The organism is Paenibacillus sp. J14, assembly GCF_000518465.1.
Lineage (GTDB): Bacteria > Bacillota > Bacilli > Paenibacillales > Paenibacillaceae > Fontibacillus > Fontibacillus barengoltzii.
Genome location: NZ_KI912442.1, coordinates 49530 through 73959, shown reverse-complemented (window position 1 = coordinate 73959; position 24430 = coordinate 49530). Strand labels below are relative to the sequence as shown.

Below are 24430 nucleotides of genomic sequence, written 5' to 3'. Positions count from 1 at the left end.
AGGTTATCTGATGCTGCTAGAGGTTATCGCAACCTGTGTAGAGGACGCCGTCGTGGCGGAGGCAAATGGAGCGGATCGGCTGGAGCTGATTACAGCGATGACGGAAGGGGGACTCACCCCAGGGATTGGCATGGTTCAACAAGTGGTGAAGGCGGTGTCTATTCCCGTTCATGTGATGGTGCGCCCGCATAGCCGATCTTTTGTATATGGGGAAGCCGATTTATTGACGATGGAAGCCGAAGTGCGCGCGATCGCCGAAACGGGGGCGGCGGGGATTGTGTTTGGCGCACTGACGGCCGATCGAAAGATTGATGAGGCTGCGCTGGAGCGGATCTTAGCGCTGTCGGGGGAGCTGAACGTTACGTTTCACCGGGCGTTTGACGAGTTGGCCGATCTGCCGTCCGGTTTGCGCACACTCATGCAGTACCCGCAGGTGAACCGGGTGCTGACCTCGGGCGGACCGCGCCCGGCGCCGCAGGCGGTTTCCGAAATTCGGGAGCTGGTGGAGATGGCACGCGGCGGCTCGGTGCGCATTTTAGCTGGACACGGCTTAACCCTGGAGACGGTCTCCCAAGTCATTGCGGATACAGGCGTGAGCGAAGTACACTTCGGCTCTGCGGTTCGAATCGACGGGAACGGGCTGGCTCCCCTTGATCCCTCCAAGCTGCAGAGCTTATCTCGTTTGTTACATGGCATGAATTAACAGATAACACCATAATATAACAAAAATTTACTGGATACGATACCTCTTCGGGAGATAATATGTCATTAAATCCCATATAGAGGAGCGATCCTGAATTTATGCATATTTATCCCAATAACCAACAAACTTTAACAAAACGTTGTGTATTGGCACTCCTGTGCATACTGCTGCTGCTCGAAACGGTGGGCGCTTCAACTCCGGCGATCGCAGCGTCCGCTTCAACCGCATCCCCCGTATCCTGCGGTCCGGGTTGTCAACGTTATGACATTGTTATGATTGGCAGTGAAATTGAAGGGGTGCTCTTGGCAAAGCGGGCGCATGATGCCGGGCTAAGCGTACTGATCCTTGATCCTCGCGAGAAGCCGGGCGGGGAGCTGATCCAAGGACAGATGCTGGTGCTGGACGAACCCAACGACAATCGTAAGCGCAGTTTGGTGCAAGGCGAAATGAAATCGTTGTACGACGGCTATAATGCCGGGACAATTCGTAAATTGTCTGCTTTTGAAAACTATTACCGTAAGATGATCCGAGGGATTCCAATGCGAAGCGGCATCGTCATTGACAGCGTGGAGATTAATGAAACCGGCAAATCAAAGCAAGGGAAGACGCTGAAATCAATCACCTACCTGGCCAAAGACGGCAAACTGTATCAAGTACAGGCGGGATACTTTGTGGAAAATACCGACTTTAACGCACTCACCGTCCATCTTGGCAACAAACGAATCCCGGGGATGGAAAGCTTGTACAACGGCAAGAAGCCGGATTATATGGCCGCTACATATATGCTGCGGTTCAAGGGAGTTAACTGGGGCAAGCTGCATCAAGCGGTGCTAGAGGATTATCCGCTGACGAATGTCGTCAAGAAATACGGCCCCAATACATATGTCGATTGGGATTTCGCCACTGGCTTCAGCAACATAACCTACCAGTACAAGCCGCGAGACTCCCAGCTACTACTGAGAGGATTGAATGCCACCTATCAGAAAGACGGTGAAGTGATCGTTAATGGCTTACTGATTTACGATGTCGATCCGGCCGATCCGAAATCGGTCCGCTCTGCCGTGGCTAAGGGCAAGGCCGAAGCCCCGTATATCGCCAAATTTTTACGTGAACATATTCCCGGGTTCAGCAAAGCGCAGCTCAATGGATATCCCGATTATTTGTACATTCGCGACTATAACCGTTATGAAACGGAATACGTGCTGACCTATAAAGACGTGATGTCGAGTCGGATGTTCTGGGATAATGTGACGCTTGGAGGATATCCCGTCGATTTACAGGCAACTCGCGCGTTGAAGAAGGGGATCGGTTTCGGGAAGCCGGACCGCTACGGGATTCCTCTGCGTTCCTTTGAGCTGAAGAATTACGACAACGTCCTGGTAGCTGGCAAAAATATCGGTGCGGAAATCAAAGCCTACGGCAGCGCCCGTATCATCCCCACCACTGCTTTGGCCGCGGAAACCATGGGCATCCTGCTCGCGCGGGAATGGAAGAAGGGGCACAAGCGGTTAAGCGAGCTGACCGCGGCGGATTTCCGCCGAATCCACCAATATTTGAAGAAGGATTACAACATCCGGGTCGATCAATGATCTGTATGCGGAAGTTCCTGAAGCCAGGTCGACCAGGCCTCCTGGAGTCGAGCCACGCCTTCATCGATCCGATCGAACGGGATGCCGCCGAATCCGAGCATAAACGATTTGAGCTCCGTTTCCGGCGGTGCCTCCCAATAGAAGGCGGCAGAGGCGATCCGTACGCCGGCTTGTCCAGCCAGCTGCAGCAGCTGTGCTTCCGGTAGGCGGGATTTGACGTTTAGAATCACATGCATCCCGGCGCTATCACCGGTAACGGCAGCTTGTTTCCCGAAATGTGATGTGAGGGAGGCGACGAGCTGCCGATTTTTTTTGCGATATAGATTCCGCATTCGACGGATGTGCCGTTCGAAGTGTCCTTCCTGAATAAACCGCTCCAGCGTTCGTTGATGTATCCCCGACGCAGACGCTTCAAACAGAATATGCCGCCGCAAGGCGTGGAACCGGGGCACCAGATGCTCGGGCAACACGAGATAATGGATGCAGATATCCGGGGCTAACACCTGGGAGAAGCCGCCGAGATAGATGACGCGGTCGTTCGGGACCAGTCCTTGCAACGCCGGCACCGGTTTGCCTTGATAGCGGAACTCTCCGCCGTAATCGTCTTCGATCAGGTAGCCGTCCACCGTCTTGGCCCATTCCAGCAGCTCCAGTCGGCGGGATAATGGCATGACGAGACCAGTCGGAAACTGGTGGGACGGAGACACGCTGGCGATCCGGGCTCCACTGGCCCGCAACAAATCGGGGCGCAGCCCGTGCTCGTCAAGGCGGATCGGATGGACCGAGAAGCCCAGGGCAGCCAGCGTAGCGGGAACGATCCGGTAACCGGGTTCTTCAACAGCAACGGAATCGATCTCCCCCTTCAGCATTTGCCCTAGCAGCAGAAGCAGCAGATGTTGTTCCGCCCCAATAACGATCTGGTCCGGGGAGGCTTTCACCCCGCGGAACCGGCCTAAATATCCGGCGATGGCACGCCGTAATCCCGGGTCCCCCTGAGCGTCTCCGTAGAACAGCAGGTCTGCATATTCCGGGCGGAAGAGCTGGTTATGTAGTCTTTTCCATAGGGCAAAAGGAAACAAGCTGAAATCGTTCTTAGACAGGTGAAAATCGTATCGTGGGAATCCCGCCTTCTTCTCGTTTGGTGCAGGCTTCGTTTGAGGCATAGCAGCAGCTGCAGCGGACTTCGACGACACCCGGTCCCGGCCTTCCGGCTTCTCGTGTCCCAGCTCAAGTGCCTTATAGGGCTCCGGCAGTTTGACAACGAAGTATCCCCGTTTCGGCCGACTCTCGATAAACCCTTCGGCGATCAACTGCTGGTAGGCCAGCTCGACGGGCGTAGTGCTGATGCCGAGGAACTCCGCCAGCTTGCGGATCGAAGGCAAACGTTGCTCTTCTTGAAGCGAACCGGCGATGATGTCCCGTTTGAACGACTCATAAATTTCGACGTACCGGTAGGAACGCCCGGCCTTCCCAGTTTGTCCGTCATTTTGGTGCGGTATGATATACACTCGTGGATCCCCTTCCTTCGATGGCAAACTGTCCTTTGATTTTTTCTCGATTTGTATATTTTTCAGTATACAGTACCGTGTTAAGATGCGAAAAGAACAACGCAGCAAGATGAACATGTGCAGTAAGAGAGAATAAGCCAAGAGATGAAAAAGGGGAACATAACGATGAGTAACGCGGGTTTTCTAATGGGTGAAAAAGTATATCTCCGCCCGATGAACGTGGAGGATGCGGAGTGGTATTATTTGAATTTGCATGAGCCGGAAGTGAGAAAATGGACGGGGACGAAACGTCACTTCACGAAGGATTTTATCGCCTCCTATCTGGAGCGGAAAAGTCAGGACGATTTCACCGTACTGCTGGCGATTGTACGACGGGACGATGACCGGCCTATCGGGGACATTGCGCTGCAGGATATCGATCCGAGCAACCGCTGCTGCAACATTCGCATTGCGATTAACCAGACGTCGGATACCGGGAAGGGTTACGGCAGCGAAGCCATGAAGCTGATGCTGGATTACGGCTTTGGCGTACTGAATCTTCACCGGATTGAGCTGAATGTGTTCGACTACAATGCCCGGGCGATGCACGTCTATGAGAAGCTGGGGTTCAAGCGAGAGGTCGTGCAGCGAGAAGCGTTGTTCTACGATCACAAGTACCATGATTCGATTCTGATGAGCATTCTGGAGGACGAGTTCCGGGCGTTGCACGTACGTCAATAGCTCTTGTCAGAGTCTTGGGCAAACCGCTTTGCATAGCGATCCTCGTCAGTTCGTGATATACTAGTGGAACAAATGTTCTCTAGGGATATCGGCGGGTGACACATAGATTTATGGCAAAAGAGTCCACAATTACGATCGCGGTGCGCCCTCTAGTGGAGCATGTATTCCGCAGCGGCAGCTTGGAAGGCGGCTTTCGCGCCGCCGTTTCGCTGACGGAAGGCACGAAGGCGCATCAGCAGATACAGAAGCAGTACGGCGAAGGAGATCAGAAGGAAGTGTATGTCAAGGCGGAGATTCCCTGCGGGGATCTCCTCTTTGTCGTGGACGGGCGTTGCGATGGGCTGCTGGTCGGTGAGGATGGAAGCTTAACCGTGGACGAGATCAAATCGACGGCCGGGGATGTGGCGGCCATCGACGAGGATACCTATCCCGTGCATTGGGCTCAGGCGAAATGCTATGCGTACATGTACGCCAAAGCCAACGGACTGAGCGAGATGGGGATTCAGCTGACGTATGTCCAGCTGGATACGGGAGAGCGGAAGCAGTTTCGGACGCGCGCCGGGATCGACGAGCTGGAGACGTTTATGTATGACGTCGTTCAGCAATATGCCCCGTATGCCCGGCTGCTTCGCCATCATCGGCGCGAGCGGAACCGGAGCATCGCAGAGCTGGCGTTTCCGTTTCCGGGATACCGGGCCGGGCAACGGAAGCTGGCGGGCGCGGTATACAAGACGATCGAGGAAGCTGTCGGTTTGTTTGCCCAGGCGCCAACCGGCATTGGCAAGACGATCTCCACCACGTTTCCGGCGTTGAAGGCGATGGGGGAAGGCAAGCTGAATCAGCTGTATTACCTTACTGCCAAGACGATTACCCGGACTGCGGCAGAGAATGCCTTTACGTTGATGGAAGCCCAGAGGCTGCAAGCTTGGGTGGTCACGCTGACCGCGAAGGAGAAAATCTGCTTCCGTGAAGAGGTTCGCTGTACCAAGGAAGACTGTATCTATGCCGATGGCTATTACGATCGGATCAATGGGGCGATTCAGGATATTCTGGCGAACGAGACCCAGCTTGTCCGACCGGTCATTGAGGCATACGCCCGGAAGCACCGGGTGTGCCCGTTTGAATTTTCGCTGGACCTCTCCTATGCCGCCGATGTGACGATCTGTGATTACAATTATGTGTTTGATCCCAAAGTGTCTTTGCAGCGCATGTTTACTGAACAGAAGAAAGAAACTGCATTACTGATTGACGAGGCGCATAATTTGGTCGACCGAGCCCGGGAGATGTATTCGGCCGAGCTGCTGAAATCCAGCTTCCTCGAGTTGCAACGAATCTATAAAGCGAAGAATCCTTCTGTTGCGAAGGCGGCGAAGGCAGTGAACGCGGAGTTCATTGCACTGCGGAAGCAGGCAGAAGGGGCACTTTGGGTGGATCGGACCGCGCCAGAGGTGTTGCTGAAGCGGGTGGAGGTTTTTGCCGAGGCGGCCGAACGGGAGTTGGCCATCGATCCCTCCGCCGCCGGACAGGCATATGCTCCAGGCAGTCCAGAGGCCGAGACGCGGGAGTTGTTGCTTCAGGCTTATTTTGACGCTTTGCATTTCAGCCGAATGGGCAAGCTGTACGATGATCGGTTCGTCACCTACGCTGAGATCACCAGGGAGGACGTGCGGGTGAAGCTGTTTTGTCTGGATCCCTCTCATTTGCTGCAGGAGATGAGCAAAGGGTTTCGCTCGCGGATCTTATTCTCGGCGACCTTATCACCGATGGGGTATTACCGCGACATGTTGGGGGCCGGGCCGGACGATTATTCGATCACGCTGCCGTCCCCCTTTTCTCGGGATCAGCTGGAAGTGGTTGTGGTGCCGCTGTCCACCAGATATCAGGATCGGGAACAGACACGGGGCCCGCTTGTTCGTGCGCTGCAGGAGGTAACCCGCGGCCGGCCGGGAAATTATTTGTTTTTCTTCCCTTCATACGCTTATATGAACATGATCTATGAGGACTTTTCCGCTGCCAAGGAGGATGGGACGGAGTTGTTGCTTCAGCAGGCGGGGATGACGGAGGAGGAGAGGGAGCAGTTTTTGGCTGCGTTTGTTCCGAACCCTGAGCCAGGGAGGACCTTTATCGCGTTTGCCGTCATGGGCGGTTTGTTCTCGGAGGGCATCGATCTTGTCGGCGACCGGTTGACAGGCGTGGCGATCGTCGGTGTTGGCTTGCCGCAAATCGGTCCGGAACGCAACTTGATCCGCGACTACTTTCAGGCGACCGGACGAGATGGCTTCGATTATGCTTATGTGTACCCCGGCATAAATAAGGTGCTGCAGGCCGGCGGGCGCCTGATTCGCTCGGAGACGGATTATGGCCGATTGGCCCTGATCGACGACCGATATCTTCAACCGCATTATGCACGGCTGTTGCCGGAGGAATGGCAATAGTCAACGTCCGAATATTCCCCTTAATTGTGACATATTTTGAACATGTAAGGATCACTTGTTCCAGTTGGGGGAGGCGACGGTTTGGGGATCACGTATATTAAGGTGTCGGTCGTTTATTTTGTCATCGGTGTATTGCTAGGCATGTACATGTCCATGCAGCATGACTATACTTTATCGGGCGTTCATGCTCACGTGAATTTGCTGGGGTGGGCGTCCTTCGCGTTGGCTGGTGTCATTTATGTGTTGTTTCCAGGAGCAGGGGAAAGCGTGCTGAGCAAAATCCAGTTTTGGACGTACTCCATCGGACTTCCGGTCATGATGATCAGTTTATCTCTGGTGCTGAACGGTTCCGATCAGCTGGAGCCTTTGGTTGCGATCGGCGGAACACTGGTCGTATTCAGCGTGATCCTGTTTGCGGTCAACGTGCTGACGAACGTGCGAACCAGTGCGTCGGCGCGCGGCAGAAAGTAGCATTCACAAGCGAAAAAAGGCGTATCTATCCTTCATTAGCCCCCGAGAGATATCTGCGGGGGGTATTTTTTTTGCACAAATAGGTTGACAGTTATCTCGATATCATATATCTTAATATCAAGATAAATTAAATTAAGAATTGTTGAAGAAGCTTGAGGTAACTTTATACAATAGTTGCCATAGTCAGATCACGGCAGGGAGGTGAACTCATAGATGGATCCATCAAAGCGTGAGGCGTTGCATTTGTTTATCGTCTTGTCCCGAGCCAACGAGTGGGTACATGCGCATGCGGATAAGGAGATTCGGAAATACGGATTAACCCGGACTGAGTTTAGCGTATTAGACTTGCTGTACCATAAAGGCAGACAGCCGATTCAGCAAATTGGCTCTAAAGTGTTGATGAGCAGCGGCAATATTACGTATGTCGTAGATAAGCTGGAGAAGAAGGGGTATGTCACCCGCAAGGATTGCGCGGAAGACCGACGGTTAGTTTACGCAGAACTCACCGAGCAGGGACGAGAGTTCATCGAAGATGTGTTCCCGAGGATTACCGATATCATCGAGGAGGCCGTCAGCGGTCTTTCCTCGGAAGAGAAGCAGATCGCGGGGATGCTGCTGAAGAAGCTTGGGAAATCGGCGCAGGCTGGTTTTAAGTAGCGGCAAGGAGACGGCAAGAGGACGGCGTGAAGACTAGAAGCATCGATTTCAAGGAATTGATTTCATGACGAAGCTCCGATAGGCGGCGGGAAAGGGCGTCAGAGGACGTCTTTTCAGGCCAAATATCTTAATATAAAGATTCTCGATACTTAGAGATATACGATTCGTGCGTGCAGTACGTACTCAGAAAATAAATTAAAAGCAAAGGAGTCATTGGAATTGAATATGGAATTGGCATTATTAATTATTCGTTTGGTGTTGGGATTGACGATGATGGGGCATGGCGCGCAAAAGCTGTTTGGTTGGTTTGGTGGTCACGGTCCTAGAGGAACCGGCGGTTGGTTTGAATCCATCGGGATGAAGCCTGGGGTGCTGATGGCTGTGCTAGCAGGTCTCGCTGAGTTTGGCGGCGGCTTGTTGGTGGCAACTGGCTTGTTTACGCACGTGGGCGCGGCACTGCTGATTCTTACGATGATCGTGGCGATCGTTTCCGTTCATGGGAAGAACGGGTATTGGTCGACATCAGGCGGTTTTGAATACAATTTGCTGCTGATTGCCGTTTTGGTTGGCTTGATGTTGTCCGGGGCCGGAGATTACTCCCTCGATGCTCTGCTATGAGCCATCAAATGAGATCGCAAACGTAACTTAGGGTTTTATTTAGGAGGAAATTAGGGATGAGTTCGAATGAGCATGATTTTACTACGATTATCAAAACCCGCCGGTCGGTGAATAAATTTATCCCGGGCGTGGAAATCCAAGACAAGGAACTGGAAGAAATCTTTAATCTTACGAAATTCGCACCTTCGGCGTTTAACTTGCAGCATACCCATTATGTTGTAGTGAAGGACCCTGATTTGAAGGAGCAAGTGTATGAAGCTGCGGCGAAGCAATATAAAATCCGGACCGCTTCCGCAGTGATTCTGGTACTCGGAAAAGTGGATGCCCACAAGGATGTCGGGGAGATGAACGAAGGCCTGCTGAACTTGGGCTTTCTCAGCAAGCAGGAGTATGACTTTCTTGTGTCGGATACGATCGGGTTCTATGAGAGCCGGGGGGAAGCGTTTATGCGGGAAGAGGCGATTCGCAGCGGCAGTCTGTCGGCCATGCAGATGATGCTCGTCGCGAAGGACCGCGGCTGGGATACCTGCCCGATGATCGGGTTTGATCCTGATGCGTTGCGCCGCTTGCTGAACGTCCCGGACAATTACATCCCGGTGATGCTGATTGCGATCGGCAAAGAAGACAGCTCGAGCTTCCGCCCGCGCGGTTACCGTAAGCCGGTTGGCGAGTTCGTCAGCATTAACCGTTTTTGAGCTTGCCCACCGTCCCAATTTAAGGAGGAGTTACACATGGTACATCCAACTTCAGGGATTCATCATATCACCGCATTTGCAACCGACCCGCAGGCGAATGTCGATTTTTACGCAGGAGTGCTGGGGCTCCGATTAGTCAAAAAAACGATCAACTTCGATGCCCCGGAGGTGTACCATTTGTACTTCGGCGATGAGGACGGGAATCCGGGAACGATTATGACCTTCTTCCCGACGCCCGGGGCTCGGCGCGGCCGGGTTGGCGGCGGCCAGGTTGGAATCACCACCTTCGCCATCCCAGTCGGCGCGATGGACTTCTGGCGGGAACGCCTGGGCAAATTTGGCATCTCCACGACCGAGACTCGCCGATTCGGCGAAACCTACCTGCATTTCCATGACACGGACGGACTCCAGCTAGAGCTGGTGGAACGCGCTGCGGGTCCGCTTAACATGTGGTCGTTTGGCGGCGTTCCGGCCGATTGGGCGATCAAAGGCTTTGGCGGTGCGGTGCTCTACAGCATGGCCCCAGAGAAAACGGCTGCGTTGCTCGAAACCGTATTGGGCTTGCAGAAGCTTGGAACAGAGGGCCATTATACCCGCTTCAAAGCCGAGGGTGACCTTGGCGACGTGATCGACGTCAACATCAAGCCGTTGGATTACGGGGCGGGCGGAGCCGGGACGGTGCATCACATCGCCTGGAGAGCCCGGGACTTTGCGGAACATGAAGCCTGGAGAGTTCGGGTTGCCGAGCACGGCTATCATCCGACGCCCATTGTGGACCGGCAATATTTTCACGCGCTATATTTCCGGGAGGAGGGCGGCATCTTGTTCGAAATCGCTACAAATCCGCCGGGGTTCGCCAATGATGAGTCGCCGGAGCATTTGGGGGAACGGTTGATGCTTCCCGCTTGGTATGAACCGCATCGTGAAGCCATTGAACAAAACCTCACCCCGTTTGAAGTCCGGGTGCTGAAGGAGGACCTGCAGGGATGAAGCTAAAGCATATTTACAAGCCGGGGATAACGACGGCTAGCGGTGAATCGGCGCCACCTCCATTGCTATTGCTTCACGGAACCGGCGGTACGGAGCGGGACCTGTTGCCGCTGGCAGAGATCATCTCCCCAACTTCCGCTGTGCTTAGCGTCCGAGGGAACGTGTTGGAGAACGGGATGCCGCGCTTCTTCCGGCGGCTGGCGATGGGCGTATTCGATGAGGAGGATCTGGTGCTGCGCACGAAGGAGCTGCATGAATTCCTGGACGAGGCGGCAGAGCACTACGGCTTCGATCGGAGCCGCCTCGTGGCCGTGGGGTATTCCAACGGTGCCAATATCGCGGCAAGCCTCCTGTTCCACCATGCGGGCGCACTCAGCGGGGCGATTCTGCACCATCCGATGGTTCCACGGCGGGGCGTGCCGTTGCCGGAGATGGCAGGAATCCCTGTCTTTATCGGGGCGGGGCGGAACGACGCGATGTGCAAACCGGAGGAAACCGAGGAGTTGGCGGGGTTGCTCCGAGGTGCCGGGGCCCAAGTGCATGTGCATTGGGAGCCTTACGGGCATCAGTTAACCGAAACCGAGGTTCAGACAGCGGCAGCGTGGTTTCGAGACCATCTGCTAAATCAATAATCTAACCTTCAACAAAGGCAGTTCGGAGCACATTGCTCTGAACTGCCTTTGTTTGTTGGATAAATTAAGTCCCCACAAATGAAAGGTTTTGTGCTAGCATAAAATGTGTGCGCTTACATGGTGGATATTGGCTGAATTATAGATCCATGGAATCCACGTAAAAAGGGAGGGATGACAGCGATGTTGCAAGTGCTTCTGGTTGATGATGAGCCTTGGGTGTTGGAGGGTCTGCGAACCATGGTGAATTGGGAAAGGCACGGCTTTCAAGTCTGCGGTGAAGCGCTGGACGGTCCGGAGGCTTTAGTCAAAATGCAGGAACTGCGACCTGAACTAGTCGTCACGGATATCCATATGCCTGTCATCAGCGGCTTGGAACTGATCGAACGGAGTAAACGGCTGCTCGCAAGGCCCCCTAAATTTGTGATTCTAAGCGGTTACGACGATTTTAACTACGCCCTTACGGCGATGCGGCAACGGGTGGCGGAGTATTTACTGAAGCCGATTGACGAAGACGAGTTCGGGGCCATTCTGGACCGTCTCGGTCAGATGATTGCCGAGGAGCGGGAACTGGAGCAGTCCAAGTTACGGAAGCAGACGTTGTTTAAAAATAACCTCCTGAACCGATTGATTCAGGGGGAAGATGGTCTCCAGCTGGAGCAGGAGGCGGCCGTCGCGCTTCAGCTCGGGGGTGAGCCGGAGCTGCAGTGTATGCTGTTCGACGCCGGGATGGATCCTCAACCTCTAAAACAACGCGTACTCAGTTATTTCTCGAAACCCGCGGATGCGGATCGTTCCTTCATGGACGGCTCAGGCCGGTTCGGGATGATCCTGCGGACGGATGAAATGCCGCAGCCGCGGATCGAAGAGATGGGGCTGGCGATTAGCAGTGAGCTATCGGAGATAGGATCGCCGGCAGTGATCGCTGTCAGCCGTGTCGGGAAAGGCATCCGCTCCATCCGGGAGCTGTACCTGCAAACGCTGGAGACCGTCAAAGCAAAGCGCGAGAAGGGGAAAACTGGCTTCTTCATGCTATGCCATCTTCCGCAGCCTTACAGTTCGGAGGATGTGTTGAAGGGCAAGGTTGAGCTGCTGTTGGCCGCCGTGCTTCAAGGGGATCCCGGATCAACGGGAGCAGTGGTGGAGGAAGTGTTTGGCGCCCTTGCCAGCAGTCAGATTGGTCTGGAGACCCTACGAGCTTTCGCAGCTAATGTGGAGCTCACGTTATGCCGCAGGATCAAGAAGGCCGGCGGCGATGCCGACGCTTTTATGGTTCGTGTGCAGGGGAACGAAGGAGAATCGAACGGGATCAGCGATTACGCCGCGTTGAAGCCGTATCTCCTAAAGCTGTGCCGGGAAGCCTCGCTGCTGCTAGCCGGATTGCGCCGGAAGAACGAGAATAACACGATTTTTCAGGTCATTCAGTACGTGGATGAGGAGTTTCGCAGCAAGCTGAAGCTGCAAACCCTTGCCAAGCAGTTTCATATGAACCCGACCTATTTAGGACAGGTGTTCAAAAAAGAAACAGGCAAAACCTTTAACGACTATCTCAACGAGAAACGGCTGGAGGAAGCCAAACGACTGCTGAAACGCACCTCGATGAAAATTTCCGATATTGCGCTGCAGGTGGGTTATCCGAATACGGACTATTTTATCAGCAAATTCAAACAGTCGATTGGTATGCTGCCCTCTGTCTATAAATCCGAGTTTCAACATGACGGTCCCCAGAAAGTAAAGGGGCCCAGATTGGCCGAATAAGCCCGAGGTGGTGCGAGCATGGGAAGATGGAGATTCCCGGGAAGAGTGAACGATATTCCGCTGAAGACGAAATTTATGCTGATCTACCTGATTGGCGTGCTACTGCCGATCCTGGTTATTAACCTGGTGTTCATGGGGCGGATGACTGACTTTATTAAAGAGCGCGAGAAGCAGAACCTGGAGATTTCCATGGAGCGTGCCCGTAAGGATATTCTCGATTTTATCGACGGCGGGGTAGCGGTTAGTCATGCCCTGAACACCGATAAGACGCTGTATGAAAAGATGGACCGAATCTACTCGGGCCCGGTCGATTTTTACGAAACGTTTGATGAGCAGCTGCGCAATCGGGTGACCAGCTACATTCCGGTCAATAATCAGATTCTGCGAATCGGGATATACACCACCAATCCGACGATCGTCCCCGGGGGCAATTATCATATGATCAATGATGAGGTGAAGGGTAGCGAATGGTACCGGATCTGGAGCAGTTCGTCGGACCCGGTGGTTGTCGCAGCGTACCGCGCATCTCAAGCTACGAACCGAGCGAATACCGAGCCTTATTTCAGCGTGATTGAGAAAATGGACTACTACGATTCCTATAACACCTTCGACAAGCTGCTGCGGATCGATATTGATCTCAGCAAAATTTACGACGTGATCGTCCGGGAGCGGGACTACCTGGATTTGTATCTGGTCAACGGGAACGATGAAATCATCGTGTCGGCGGACAGCGGCTATCGGCAGGATACAAGTGTGGGTTATCCCAAGCTTGAATTGTCTGCCGAGGATCGGGAGAAGGGGGTGGAGTCCGTAGTCATCGGGAATGCCAAATACGTGAAAGGCTGGCGGCTGATCGGGATCCCGCAGGGCACCCGGTTGTCCAAGGCGATGTTCGATATGCGCTTGTTCGTTGGGATGTTGGTTGCGGCAATCACCTTATTCACGTCGATCTTCATTTTCGTCATGCTCCGCTCCTATCATTACCGGGTGAAGCGGCTCTCGCGCCATATGCAGAAGGTTACTAATGAGAAATTCGATTTGATTAACATCGATGAAGGACGCGATGAAATCGGCGGTCTGATCCGCAACTTTAACATGATGACCGCTCGCATCAACGCGTTGATCAACAACGTCTACAAGCTGGAAATCCAGCAGAAGAGCCTTGAAGCCGAGCGCGTGCGGGCAGAGCTGAACTTCTTGCAGAGCCAGATGAACCCGCATTTTCTGTTTAATACGCTGAACGCGATATTAGTGGTCTGTACGAAAAAGAACTACTCCGACGTTACGGACATCATTAAGAACTTGTCCAAGCTGCTGCGCCGGTTGCTCCGCTGGAAGGAGGACCTCGTTACGCTGGAAGAGGAGATTCGGTTTATCGACATGTATTTGAAAATCGAAAAATTCCGCTTCCGGGATAAATTCGAGTACGTCTTCGACATTGAGGAGGCAGCGCTGCATTATACGATTCCGAAGATGAGCATCCAGCCGCTGGTCGAGAACGCCTGCAAGCACGGAATTCAAGCGGTGCAGGGCAATGGGCTCGTTACCGTTAAAGCCCGCGTGGAAGACGGACGGCTTCGCATCGTCATTTCGGATAACGGCAAAGGCATCAAACCGGAGCAGCTGCGGGAAATGCTGCTAACCGTACGGAGCGAGAACACGTCCGGGAACAGCATTGGCATTCGCAATGTGTATCGCCGATTCGAGTTGTACTACAACGATCAGGTTCGCTTTAACATCGACAGCAAGCCGGGACAAGGGACAAAAGTGTGTATCGAAATTCCGGTCAAACGGCTTCAACACCAGGGAGGATAATCAGGGGGGGAAGAGCCATGAGATTCAAGGTGTTATTGGTGGATGACGAGCCGGCAGCATTGGAGGGGATGCAGCTGTGGATCAACTGGCCGGAGCTGGGCTTTGAGATATGCGGGACTAGCAGCAACGGCGCTGAGGCGCTGGAGAAGATCGGCCAGCTGCAGCCGGACCTAGTTGTTACCGATGTGCGGATGCCGGGAATGGATGGACTGGAAATGATCGAGGCGTGGCAGAAGCAGAATACCCGACAGGTCAGCTTTGCGATCGTAAGCGGATACAGTGAATTTCAATATGCACAAAAAGCGCTCCGCTTTGGTGTCACCCGGTATTTGCTGAAGCCGATTGACGAGGAGATCGCCGCCGAAGAGCTCGGGGCGATCTATCAGGAGCTGGTGGAGGAGCAGGAGCGTCAACGCATCAGCCGGATCGCTTCCTATGAGGAGACAGTGGGTCTGCTTAAGGGATGGCTCCATCCCTCGCCGGGGCTCCCTCGGGATGAGGGGCGGATCGCTGCGCTTTCGAGCCTGCGGAAGGCGTGGAATGTGTGTCTCATTCAGCCAAGAGACAGCTGCTTTGCCGAGACCCGGGAGCAAGTTGCCGCCTATGTCGGGGAGAGGGAAGCCATGTATCTCATCGATCTGGACTATAGCGGCTTGGATGAGGGCCTTCTGGCCCTGGTGTACGGATTTCATCCCGGCGAGGATGGGCCGGACGGCGCTAAATGGATCAGCGAACTGGAGAGATTATGCCGCAGTCTTGGAGTCGTCGCATCGGCGGGGCAGGGCGTGACAAGCCTGCAAGAGATTCCAGCTGCGTTCAGACAGGCTCAGACAGCGATGCAGCATCAGTTTTATGCGGAAGGCCCTGCCGGGATTATGGAGTATCGTAACGTGGCTGCGCTGAAGTTCCACCGCAGGTACGATCAAACCGAGCTGGTGGATCGCATTATAGGGGCGATTCAACTGCTGGACAAAGGGGGCTTGGAGGAAGGGCTGTCCGAGGCGGAGCGTAGGTTCCGGGAACTTTACCTTACGCCGGACATCGTGCGTAAATTTGGGATTCATTTGTTTTATCTCATGATGGAACACCTGGAGGAACTCCCGGACAAGGCGGCGGAACTGCAAAGCAAATACGACATTCCCGGCACAGTTTCGGCCGTGCCAACCCTGCGGGAATTAATGGACCGAATCCAAGCGTTAGGGATAGAGTGCATCGATGGGCTTCTGATGGACAAAGCCCAACGGTCCCAGGGAGTCATTCAAGACATCAACGCCTATATCCGGGAGCATTACCGTGAGCCTTTGACGATTAAAAAGTTAGCGGAGGTGTTTTACCTTCATCCGGTTTATTTGGGCCAATTACTCCAGAAGAAGAACGGCGTTTCTTTTAACGAAATGATCCATAACTTTCGCATTGAAGAAGCCGTTGGGCTGCTCCGGGACGGAAGCTTAAATAACGGGGAGATTGCCGAGCGAGTGGGGTACGCGAACTATGGCCAATTCCTGAAGCAATTTGAAAAAAGATTACAAATGTCGCCTAATGAGTACAGAAACAGGAACTGAAATTTTGAAGATGGAACCTTTAATTGTGAACTAGTTGTGGCTGGGTAGCGCTCTTAGAATTAAAGATAAGTTGATGAAAGGGCTTACAAAATAGCTTAAACATCAACAAATCATTACGGAGGTGCTTTACATGGGGGGCAAGACCAAATCAATGCTCCGGCTCAGCGTTATCCTGCTGTTATCGCTCAGCGTCATCCTAGCGGGATGTGGCGGCGGTAACAAAACTACCACAGCCGAAACCAACACCGGCAATACGGGGACTACAGGGAACAATGCCGGAGATAAAGTCGAACCGCTTGAAATCACCGCGTTTATCGGGGAAGCCGGCCAACAGCCGACGCCGGACAACAAGATTTACAAGAAGATTAAAGATGAGCTGGGCGTCACATTCAAATTTGAATTTCTTGCCGGGGACATTGACCAGAAGCTTGGCGTTATGATCGCAGGCTCTGATTATCCCGATATTATGACCGGCAATACGAAGTTGACGGCAGCAGGGGCTTATATCCCTTTGGAAGATCTGATTGAAGAACATGCACCGAATTTGAAGAAGCACTATGAGAAATATTGGAACATGATGAAGGACCCGAATGACGGTCATATTTACATCCTGCCAAACTACGGGGCCTATAACGGGGAAGTCAGCACAACTTGGTATTCGGGTCCGGCTTTCTGGATCCAAAAGGCTGTGCTGGAGGAGGCAGGATATCCTCAAGTCAAAACGCTTGATGAATATTTTGATCTGCTCATCAAGTACAAGGAGAAACATCCAACGATCGATGGCAGCCCAACGATTGGTTTCGAAATTCTGAACTATGACTGGAGAAACTGGGGACTGTTTAATGCGCCGCAGCATCTGATCGGACACCCGAATGACGGCGGCGTTGTCGTGAAGGACGGCAAAGCGGAGATTTTCGCCGACAAGGATTATGCTAAACGGTACTACAAGAAGCTGAATGAAATGAATGCCTTAGGTCTGATCGATAAAGAGACATTTACACAAAACTATGACCAGTATCAAGCGAAAATTTCCAGCGGTACGGTGCTCGGATTTTTTGACCAGCACTGGAACTTCCAAGATGCCGAGAATGTGTTAATTACGGCGAAGAAGCATGAAAGAACCTATGTCGGTTTGCCGCTGGTTTACGATACAAGCATTACAGACCATTATCTGGATCGCCCGGCACTGAACCTGAACAATGGCTTTGGGATCAGCGTAAATGCTGGGGAAGATAAGGCGATCAAAATTCTTAAATTCTGGGATCGCCTGATCCAGGAAGATTGGCAAAAAATCATGTCTTGGGGGATTGAAGGCGAAGACTACATTGTTACCGAAGAAGGCCGCTTCATGAAAACCCAAGAGCAACGCGACAAGTTTACGGATGCGACTTGGAAACTGGCGAACAAAGCGGATACGTTGCACAAATTCAGTCCGAAAATGGAAGGGTATTTCAGCGATGGGAATGCTACCGATGCAGCAGCCCAACCTGAAGAATACCAAGCAGGGCTGGAAGAGTACGATAAAAAATTCTTGGCCGCTTATGGATATAACAGCTATGTTGACTTCTTTACACCAGCACCGGAAAACGAAGTTTCTTATCCGGCATGGTCGGTTGACTTAGTGGAAGGTTCGGAAGCCAAGGTAGTGAACACCAAGCAGAATGATTTGTCTACGAAGTATCTGCCTAGAGCGATTTTGGCCGACCCGGCTGATTTCGATAAGGTATGGGATGAATACGTGGGAGAAATCCGTAAGCTCAACATTAAAGCTTACGAAGACCGCATTAACGAAGTGTTGCAATGGAGAATTGACAACTGGTCCGTGAAATAATCCAGGGATTCAATCGAAGAATGGAAGGCATCTAAGCCTTCCATTCTTCGAAATCTTAGGCTTTGTGGGGAGAACAAAATATGGATGAGACCTTAATGGACAAACACGCCGTCCCGAAAGCGAAAAAACGAAAACAACAGCAAATAACCTGGTCCCTGATCAAGAGTCAACGGCAGTTGATCTTCATGTCGGTTCCGTTATTGGCTTATATTATATTGTTTGCTTATGTCCCGGTGTGGGGCTGGACGATGGCGTTTCAAAATTACAAGCCGGCAAGAAGCTTTGGTCAGCAGGAATGGGTCGGGTTCAAGCAGTTCAAGTTCCTGTTTACGGACGACAGCTTCCTTCGGGTGCTGCGCAATACGTTGGGGATGAGTATCATCAACCTGGTGCTGGGCTTTGTCACCGCAATCGCTCTGGCCTTGCTGCTGAATGAAATCAAGAACATTTTCTGGAAAAGAACGGTTCAAACGATCTCGTATCTTCCGCACTTTCTATCCTGGATCATCGTCACAGGGATTGTTGCGACTTCCCTTGCTTCCGATGGCATTATCAACGATGTTCTGATGCGGCTGCATCTGATCAAGGAGCCGATTCTATGGCTTAGTGAAGGCAAGTATTTCTGGGGCGTCGTTGGTGCCTCTCATGTCTGGAAAGAGGTTGGCTGGAACACGATCATTTATTTGGCGGCGATGGCGGCGATTGACCCGTCATTATACGAAGCTGCGGATATCGACGGAGCCAGCCGATACCGGAAGATGTTGCATGTCACGCTTCCCGGCATTAAGCCAACGATTGTCATTCTGCTGATTATGTCCATCGGACATATCCTGGAAGCCGGCTTCGAGGTGCAATACCTGCTCGGGAACGGTCTGGTGGTGGACTGGGCAGAGACAATTGATATCTTCGTGCTGAAATACGGGATTGCCCAAGGCAACTACTCCCTGGCAACCGCCGGCGGGATCTTCAAAACGGTCGTTAGCGTAACCATGCTGCTCCTTGCAAACTGGACCGCCAAACGACTAGGGGAAGAGAGGCTGTTATAGAGATGGCAAACCAATCCATTACCCCAGAGCGAGTATCTGCAGCTGCTTTGCCACGTCGGGTCGGACGCGGCAAGGTGGAGCCGGTGATTTTCCATACGCTGAATACGATCTTCATGATCTTTCTCGTCGTCGTGACGCTGTATCCGTTTCTGAACACGATTGTGGTATCGCTTAACGCGGGGAATGATACGATTCGCGGAGGACTCTACCTGTGGCCGAGACAATTTACGCTGCAGAACTATAAGGCGATTTTTGTTTCCGGCACGATTTACGATGCTTTCCTGATCTCGGTGGCGAGAACGGTGTTATCTACGATTCTGAACATCTTCCTGACAACGATGCTCGCCTATACATTGAGCCGAAGGGAATACGTGTTCCGCAAGCCAATTACGTTGATTTTCGTGCTTACGATGTATTTTAATGCGGGGTTGATTCCCGGGTACTTCCTGATGAAGGATTTACATCTGATCAACACGTTTTGGGTTTATGTCGTTCCTACGATGATCAGCGCATTTAACCTGATTGTTATCCGGACGTATATCGGCACCATTCCCGAAAGCTTGGTGGAGTCGGCGAGAATTGACGGGGCAGGAGACTTCAAAATCTTCTGGACTATCATCTTCCCGCTGTGCAAACCGGTATTAGCGACGATTGCGTTGTTTGTGGCTGTCGGCGCGTGGAACTCCTGGTTTGATGCGTTCCTGTACACGTCTTCGAGACAAGAGCTCAGCACAATGCAATATGAGTTGATGAAATTGCTCTCTTCCAGCATGAATGCCAACAGCAATCCGGCGGTGGCTAACGGGGCGGGCATGACCCAGGATACGGCGGCTTCCATGGTTACACCGTTATCGATTCGGGCTGCGGTTACCGTGGTGGCATCCGTTCCAATTCTGCTCGTATATCCTTTCATGCAGAAATATTTCGTGGTTGGCCTGAATGTCGGGAGCGTTAAAGAATAGTTGTTTTATTTCGTGAACCGTTCGTACGAGTATTTTCCCAAGCGTGGCAGAGGAGGAATCTTCATGAATCCAACGTTCCATTCCGTACCGGCATTAAAGGAACTGTTTGCGGCGGACTTCAAAATTGGAGCGGCGGTCAATCCGACGACGATCCGGACGCAGAAGGCATTGCTGGCGTATCACTTCAACAGCCTGACTGCGGAGAACGAGATGAAGTTCGTCAGCGTGCATCCTAAGGAACAGACCTATACCTTCGAGGACGCGGATCGGCTGGTTAATTTCGCCCGAGAGCACGGCATGGCCATGCGGGGGCATACACTGGTGTGGCATAATCAGACGTCTGACTGGTTGTTCCAGGATCGCCAAGGCGCGGCGGTTAGCAAGGAAGTGCTGTTCGGCAGGCTTCGGGAGCATATTCATACCATAGTAGGCCGGTACAAGAACGAGATCTACGCCTGGGACGTCGTCAACGAGGTCATCGCGGACGAAGGGGAGGCGCTGCTGCGCACTTCCAAATGGACGGAAATCGCGGGACCTGAATTTATCGCTAAAGCGTTCGAGTATGCACATGAGGCGGATCCACAGGCGCTGTTGTTTTATAACGACTACAACGAATCGAATCCTCTGAAACGCGATAAAATTTACACACTCGTTCATTCGCTGCTGGAGCAAGGGGTGCCGATCCATGGCATCGGATTACAAGCGCACTGGAACCTGTACGATCCATCGTTGGATGAGATTAAGGCAGCGATTGAGAAGTATGCTTCGCTGGGGTTGCAGCTGCAGCTGACGGAGCTGGATATCTCGATGTTCCGCTTCGATGACCGGCGAACCGATTTGACCGCGCCTGAGCCGGGGATGCTGGAGCAACAGGCCGAGCGTTATGAAGCCGTGTTCCGGCTGTTGCTGGAGTATCGTGACGTCATTAGCGGCGTTACCTTCTGGGGAGCAGCGGATGATTATACCTGGCTGGATAATTTTCCGGTGCGCGGCCGGAAGAACTGGCCGTTTCTGTTCGACGCCCAGCACCAGCCGAAGGCAGCTTATCACCGTGTGGCGGCATTGGCTGCGGAGCAACGAGCATAACGGTACGCATACAGGGAAAGCAACGATATAAGGAAAACGCTTTATTCTGCTAGCGTTTTCGGTGTAAAATGAGAGAGGCCCTTCTGGTTGGAAGGGCCTCTTTTGAAGTATACAGAACCTGTTCAGAATCTGGACCTATCGAACCTTAGGAGGGAAATTCGATGAAATATCGGGAGCTTGGAAACACGGGTCTTCAAGTCAGCGAAGTGAGCTTCGGCACTTGGGCCATCGGCGGAAGCTGGGGCAACACGAATGATGATGAAGCCCTAAAGGGATTGGATAAAGCGATTGGAGAAGGCGTTAACTTCTTTGATACGGCGGATGTCTATGGTGACGGACATGCGGAACAATTGCTCGCCAAAGCGACCAAGGGGAAGGAAGACGAAATCTATATCGCGACCAAATTTTGCCGGGCCGGCGATATTCATGACCTGGAGACGTATTCCGAAGCGCGGGTACGGGCTTATTGCGAAGCCAGCCTCAAACGGTTAGAGCGCGAGCGTATCGACCTGTATCAGATCCACTGCCCGCCGTTGGCTGTGTTGAAGGACGGCCGGGTCTTTGAGGTGTTGGACAAGCTGCAACAAGAGGGGAAAATCCGCCACTACGGCGTAAGCGTAGAGACGGTGGAGGAAGGGCTGTTCTGCCTAGGAGTGCCGGGAGTTAAGGCGCTGCAGGTCATCCTGAACCTGTTCCGCCAGAAGCCGCTCGCAGAGCTGCTGCCGAAGGCACACGAAGCCGGTGTAGGCATCCTTGTGCGGCTTCCGTTGGCCAGCGGCCTGTTGACCGGTAAATTCACGCCGGACACGACATTTGCGGCCGACGATCACCGCAACTTTAACGCGAACGGCGAGCAGTTCAACGTCGGTGAGACGTTTGCTGGCTTGCCGTTCGTTAAAGGTGTTGAGCTGGCGGCCCAGCTCCGCTGGATCGCCGAAGGACGCGGGGACATGGCCCGCGCGGCGATGCGCTGGATTCTAGACCAGCCGGAAGTTTCCTGCGTGATCCCGGGCTTCCGCAACGTGCGTCAGGTCGAGGACAACCTCGGCGCAATCGACGTGCCTTCCTTCAGCAAGGAAGAGTTAGAGCGGCTGGCCAACTTCTACCAAAACGAAGTTGCGCAGCATATCCGCGGGGCGTATTAAAGCGAAATCACCTTATTCACCGAGCGTGGCCATCAAATTGGCGTGATTCCCGGGAATAAGGTGAATGATTCGAGAAAGCCTCCCATCATTCGCCTTGAAATCAGGCTTGATGGGGGGCTTTTGCGCGTTCTGCGGCGGCCGATTGCTCCAAGCGCAGCGTGTCGCGCCAACTGCAGTAAGTCGCCCATGGACTGCCGTCGTCCAGAAGGGCCTTGCAGGTGTAAATGCCCTCTTCGATCGAATCGACGCGCCCGGCGAGCTCCAGGCGAACCGCTCCGTTCAGCAGCACCTGGTTTACGTAAGCCGGGTGCGCTTGCCCTTGCAGCACCTGTTCGGTAACGTGCAGCTGTTTGGCTGCGTTCCAGGCGGTATCGTCTTCTTCGGGCAGCGGGGTGTCCAGCCCGTACGTTTCCGGATCGATAATGTTCAGCTTCGCTTCACCGTTGCCCACCACATAGGTGCGGGTCGGCCGATCGATAAACAGGTCCTCTGAGCCTTGTGCCCCTTGGACGATCAACGCTTTCCGGTAATCCAGCTGCTCGATGAGCTGGGCCATCCGGTCGAACACAGTATTATGGTATACACCATACACCAAATAAGGCGAATCGCTGAAGTCCAGCAGCTTCTCGATCGTATTCAAGATCGTCCGCAGACCCAGCTCTTCGCGGATCGGACGAAGCTTCTCCAGCGGCGGGCACCAGACCTCAGACGGCACGAACCGGACGCCGGAGAAGTCTGCCGGGCGGGCTGCCGGCGCCCACTCCATCAAGCGGCTGTCCACGCCCAACTCGTCAAGCAGATCGGTCAGGGTCACGCCCCACTTGGGCGGGAGCGACGGGGTGCCGTGCAGCGTGACGGGTAAACCTCCTGAAGCCAGCAGAAAGGAGGTGGCAAACGTCGCCATAAAGGAGGTGGTGCGGCCGTCATAAGGTCCGGCACAGTCGAGTCCCTGAGGAATCGGCGAGCGACGGGCATGTTTGCGAAAGACGGTCACAAATGCTTTCAGTTCCGCCACGCTCTCCAGCTTGATCCGCTGTGCCATAAAGAAGGCGCCAATCTGCGCCGGAGTCGCTTGGCCGCTGATCATCAATTCGGCGGCTTCGGTTGCTTCCTCATAGGTCAAGTCGCGGGCGCCTCTTTTGCCTCGTCCTACTTCCTTCAGGATTTCTGTCATCGTCATCGGGAGCCCCCCTTTGTTTGTAAGATCGGTTCAAAATTTTAATTGCTGATGGGCTTTGACGACCGAAGTCGCCACATCCACCATCCGTTTCCGTTCATTCATCGCCCGCTTGCGCAGCATGTCGTAAGCCTCGGCTTCGGACACTTTGTTCACGTCGCACAAGATACTCTTGGCCATGTCGATCCACTTCCGTTCCTCCAGCCGGGAGACCAATTGCGCCCGTTCATTCTGCCAGGTTTGCCTCTCAAAAAAATGCCTAGCGCTGAAATGCAGCGCCCAATGCAGCTCCGATGCCGTCATGGACGGGGAGAGCAGGCCGTCAACGGGGACCTCTGTCTCACATGCCTCCAATGAGGAGCTTGCCGTCTCGGGGCTACACCACCAGAGGAGCGGGAGTGGCTTCCACTTGAGCAGCGTGTTGCCCCAGCGCTGCATCCCCTCAAGCGGCATATCCAGCACCGCAGCGTCAACCTCCTTGATCCGCTTGCGAATTTGCGGCTCCTGACAGGAGGCGAAGACTTGATACCCGCTCGTTTTGAGGAAGGTTTCGGGATCAGCCAAGGGCAAAGACTTCAGGGGATCTGTCGAGGCAGTCCCGGGTAAACCGGCTTCGCGAATGACCAATAAGAAGCGCATCGAGAGGGATCCCTCCTATCCATAACGATCTGTTTCATAATCCAAGCGGTGTTTAGCTTTAAAGTCATAAAGGATCGAGATACACGAATAACTTCAACAACTGCAACTGCGAAATTGCAGCGAGGAAAGAAAACCTTACATCACATTTCAAATTTTAAAGGATAAATGTATTTTCTCGCCTTTTTTCTGAAAAATCAATACAAATGTAATGAAAACTGACATAAAAATTTTAATCACACAATTTTATGTAATGTATATTGACATAACCTCCAACCTCCTTTATAGTTAATGTCAACTCAACACTTGATTCAAATTTGTTTATTCAAAAATTCGATCGTAATCATGCCGGGTACAATGGGGTGCCCGCTAGAAGCGGCAATGGAGCCTGTCTTCG

21 protein-coding genes are annotated in these 24430 nt (G+C 53.1%); 18 read left to right on the top strand and 3 right to left on the bottom strand.

The window, feature by feature from the left end:
- Window positions 1-10 precede the first annotated feature (10 nt).
- Both M891_RS0122490 and M891_RS0122485 read left to right on the top strand, forming a co-directional pair.
- Window positions 11-703, top strand: coding sequence for a copper homeostasis protein CutC (locus tag M891_RS0122490; protein WP_028540354.1), 693 nt, complete (start codon window positions 11-13; stop codon window positions 701-703).
- Between the two features lie 98 nt (window positions 704-801).
- Window positions 802-2292: an FAD-dependent oxidoreductase gene (locus M891_RS0122485; protein ID WP_028540353.1), complete on the top strand. Its 1491-nt coding sequence runs from the start codon at window positions 802-804 to the stop codon at window positions 2290-2292.
- On the opposite strand, the gene pdxR is transcribed toward M891_RS0122485, so the two are convergent.
- A complete protein-coding gene (gene pdxR, locus M891_RS0122480) occupies window positions 2286-3800 on the bottom strand; it encodes a MocR-like pyridoxine biosynthesis transcription factor PdxR (protein WP_232228404.1) in 1515 nt (504 codons plus the stop codon). The genes M891_RS0122485 and pdxR overlap by 7 nt on opposite strands.
- 165 nt (window positions 3801-3965) lie before the next feature.
- On the opposite strand from pdxR, the gene M891_RS0122475 reads away from it, so the two are divergent.
- The 16 genes from M891_RS0122475 to M891_RS0122400 all read left to right on the top strand — a co-directional run bounded on the left by M891_RS0122475 (window position 3966) and on the right by M891_RS0122400 (window position 22220).
- Window positions 3966-4520, top strand: a complete 555-nt coding sequence (locus tag M891_RS0122475) for a GNAT family N-acetyltransferase (protein ID WP_028540351.1) — start codon at window positions 3966-3968, stop codon at window positions 4518-4520.
- A 110-nt stretch (window positions 4521-4630) separates the two neighbouring features.
- Window positions 4631-6955 (top strand): ATP-dependent DNA helicase, encoded by a 2325-nt coding sequence (locus M891_RS0122470; RefSeq protein WP_036701611.1) that lies wholly within the window; start codon window positions 4631-4633, stop codon window positions 6953-6955.
- Window positions 6956-7036: 81 nt separating this feature from the next.
- On the top strand, window positions 7037-7426 hold the full coding sequence (locus tag M891_RS0122465; protein WP_016314327.1) for a hypothetical protein: 390 nt from the start codon (window positions 7037-7039) through the stop codon (window positions 7424-7426).
- A 213-nt stretch (window positions 7427-7639) separates the two neighbouring features.
- Complete coding sequence (locus tag M891_RS0122460; protein ID WP_028540349.1) at window positions 7640-8083, top strand: MarR family winged helix-turn-helix transcriptional regulator; 444 nt, start codon at window positions 7640-7642, stop codon at window positions 8081-8083.
- A 225-nt stretch (window positions 8084-8308) separates the two neighbouring features.
- On the top strand, window positions 8309-8701 hold the full coding sequence (locus M891_RS0122455; protein WP_051417193.1) for a DoxX family protein: 393 nt from the start codon (window positions 8309-8311) through the stop codon (window positions 8699-8701).
- Between the two features lie 56 nt (window positions 8702-8757).
- Entirely contained in the window at window positions 8758-9396 is a 639-nt protein-coding gene (locus tag M891_RS0122450) for a nitroreductase family protein (protein ID WP_016314324.1), read from the top strand.
- 36 nt (window positions 9397-9432) lie between these two features.
- Complete coding sequence (locus tag M891_RS0122445; RefSeq protein ID WP_028540347.1) at window positions 9433-10386, top strand: ring-cleaving dioxygenase; 954 nt, start codon at window positions 9433-9435, stop codon at window positions 10384-10386.
- Window positions 10383-11018, top strand: coding sequence for an alpha/beta hydrolase (locus M891_RS0122440; RefSeq protein WP_028540346.1), 636 nt, complete (start codon window positions 10383-10385; stop codon window positions 11016-11018). Before M891_RS0122445 ends, M891_RS0122440 begins: the two co-directional genes overlap by 4 nt.
- Before the next feature lie 180 nt (window positions 11019-11198).
- Window positions 11199-12773 (top strand): response regulator transcription factor, encoded by a 1575-nt coding sequence (locus tag M891_RS0122435; protein ID WP_028540345.1) that lies wholly within the window; start codon window positions 11199-11201, stop codon window positions 12771-12773.
- Window positions 12774-12791: 18 nt separating this feature from the next.
- Window positions 12792-14588, top strand: a complete 1797-nt coding sequence (locus tag M891_RS0122430) for a sensor histidine kinase (protein ID WP_028540344.1) — start codon at window positions 12792-12794, stop codon at window positions 14586-14588.
- Window positions 14589-14605: 17 nt separating this feature from the next.
- Window positions 14606-16150: a response regulator gene (locus M891_RS0122425; protein ID WP_028540343.1), complete on the top strand. Its 1545-nt coding sequence runs from the start codon at window positions 14606-14608 to the stop codon at window positions 16148-16150.
- Window positions 16151-16280: 130 nt separating this feature from the next.
- Window positions 16281-17981: a sugar ABC transporter substrate-binding protein gene (locus tag M891_RS0122420; RefSeq protein ID WP_016314319.1), complete on the top strand. Its 1701-nt coding sequence runs from the start codon at window positions 16281-16283 to the stop codon at window positions 17979-17981.
- 80 nt (window positions 17982-18061) lie between these two features.
- Window positions 18062-19027, top strand: a complete 966-nt coding sequence (locus tag M891_RS0122415; RefSeq protein ID WP_028540342.1) for an ABC transporter permease — start codon at window positions 18062-18064, stop codon at window positions 19025-19027.
- 2 nt (window positions 19028-19029) lie between these two features.
- Window positions 19030-19989, top strand: coding sequence for a carbohydrate ABC transporter permease (locus tag M891_RS0122410; protein ID WP_009223576.1), 960 nt, complete (start codon window positions 19030-19032; stop codon window positions 19987-19989).
- A 63-nt stretch (window positions 19990-20052) separates the two neighbouring features.
- On the top strand, window positions 20053-21075 hold the full coding sequence (locus M891_RS0122405) for an endo-1,4-beta-xylanase (protein ID WP_028540341.1): 1023 nt from the start codon (window positions 20053-20055) through the stop codon (window positions 21073-21075).
- Between the two features lie 161 nt (window positions 21076-21236).
- Window positions 21237-22220: an aldo/keto reductase gene (locus M891_RS0122400; RefSeq protein ID WP_016314317.1), complete on the top strand. Its 984-nt coding sequence runs from the start codon at window positions 21237-21239 to the stop codon at window positions 22218-22220.
- Window positions 22221-22320: 100 nt separating this feature from the next.
- Here M891_RS0122400 and M891_RS0122395 read toward each other — a convergent pair whose 3' ends face one another.
- Both M891_RS0122395 and M891_RS0122390 read right to left on the bottom strand, forming a co-directional pair.
- Window positions 22321-23400, bottom strand: a complete 1080-nt coding sequence (locus M891_RS0122395; RefSeq protein WP_009223579.1) for an anthranilate phosphoribosyltransferase — start codon at window positions 23398-23400, stop codon at window positions 22321-22323.
- A gap of 30 nt (window positions 23401-23430) precedes the next feature.
- Window positions 23431-24036, bottom strand: coding sequence for an ANTAR domain-containing response regulator (locus M891_RS0122390; protein WP_028540340.1), 606 nt, complete (start codon window positions 24034-24036; stop codon window positions 23431-23433).
- Window positions 24037-24430: the final 394 nt, after the last annotated feature.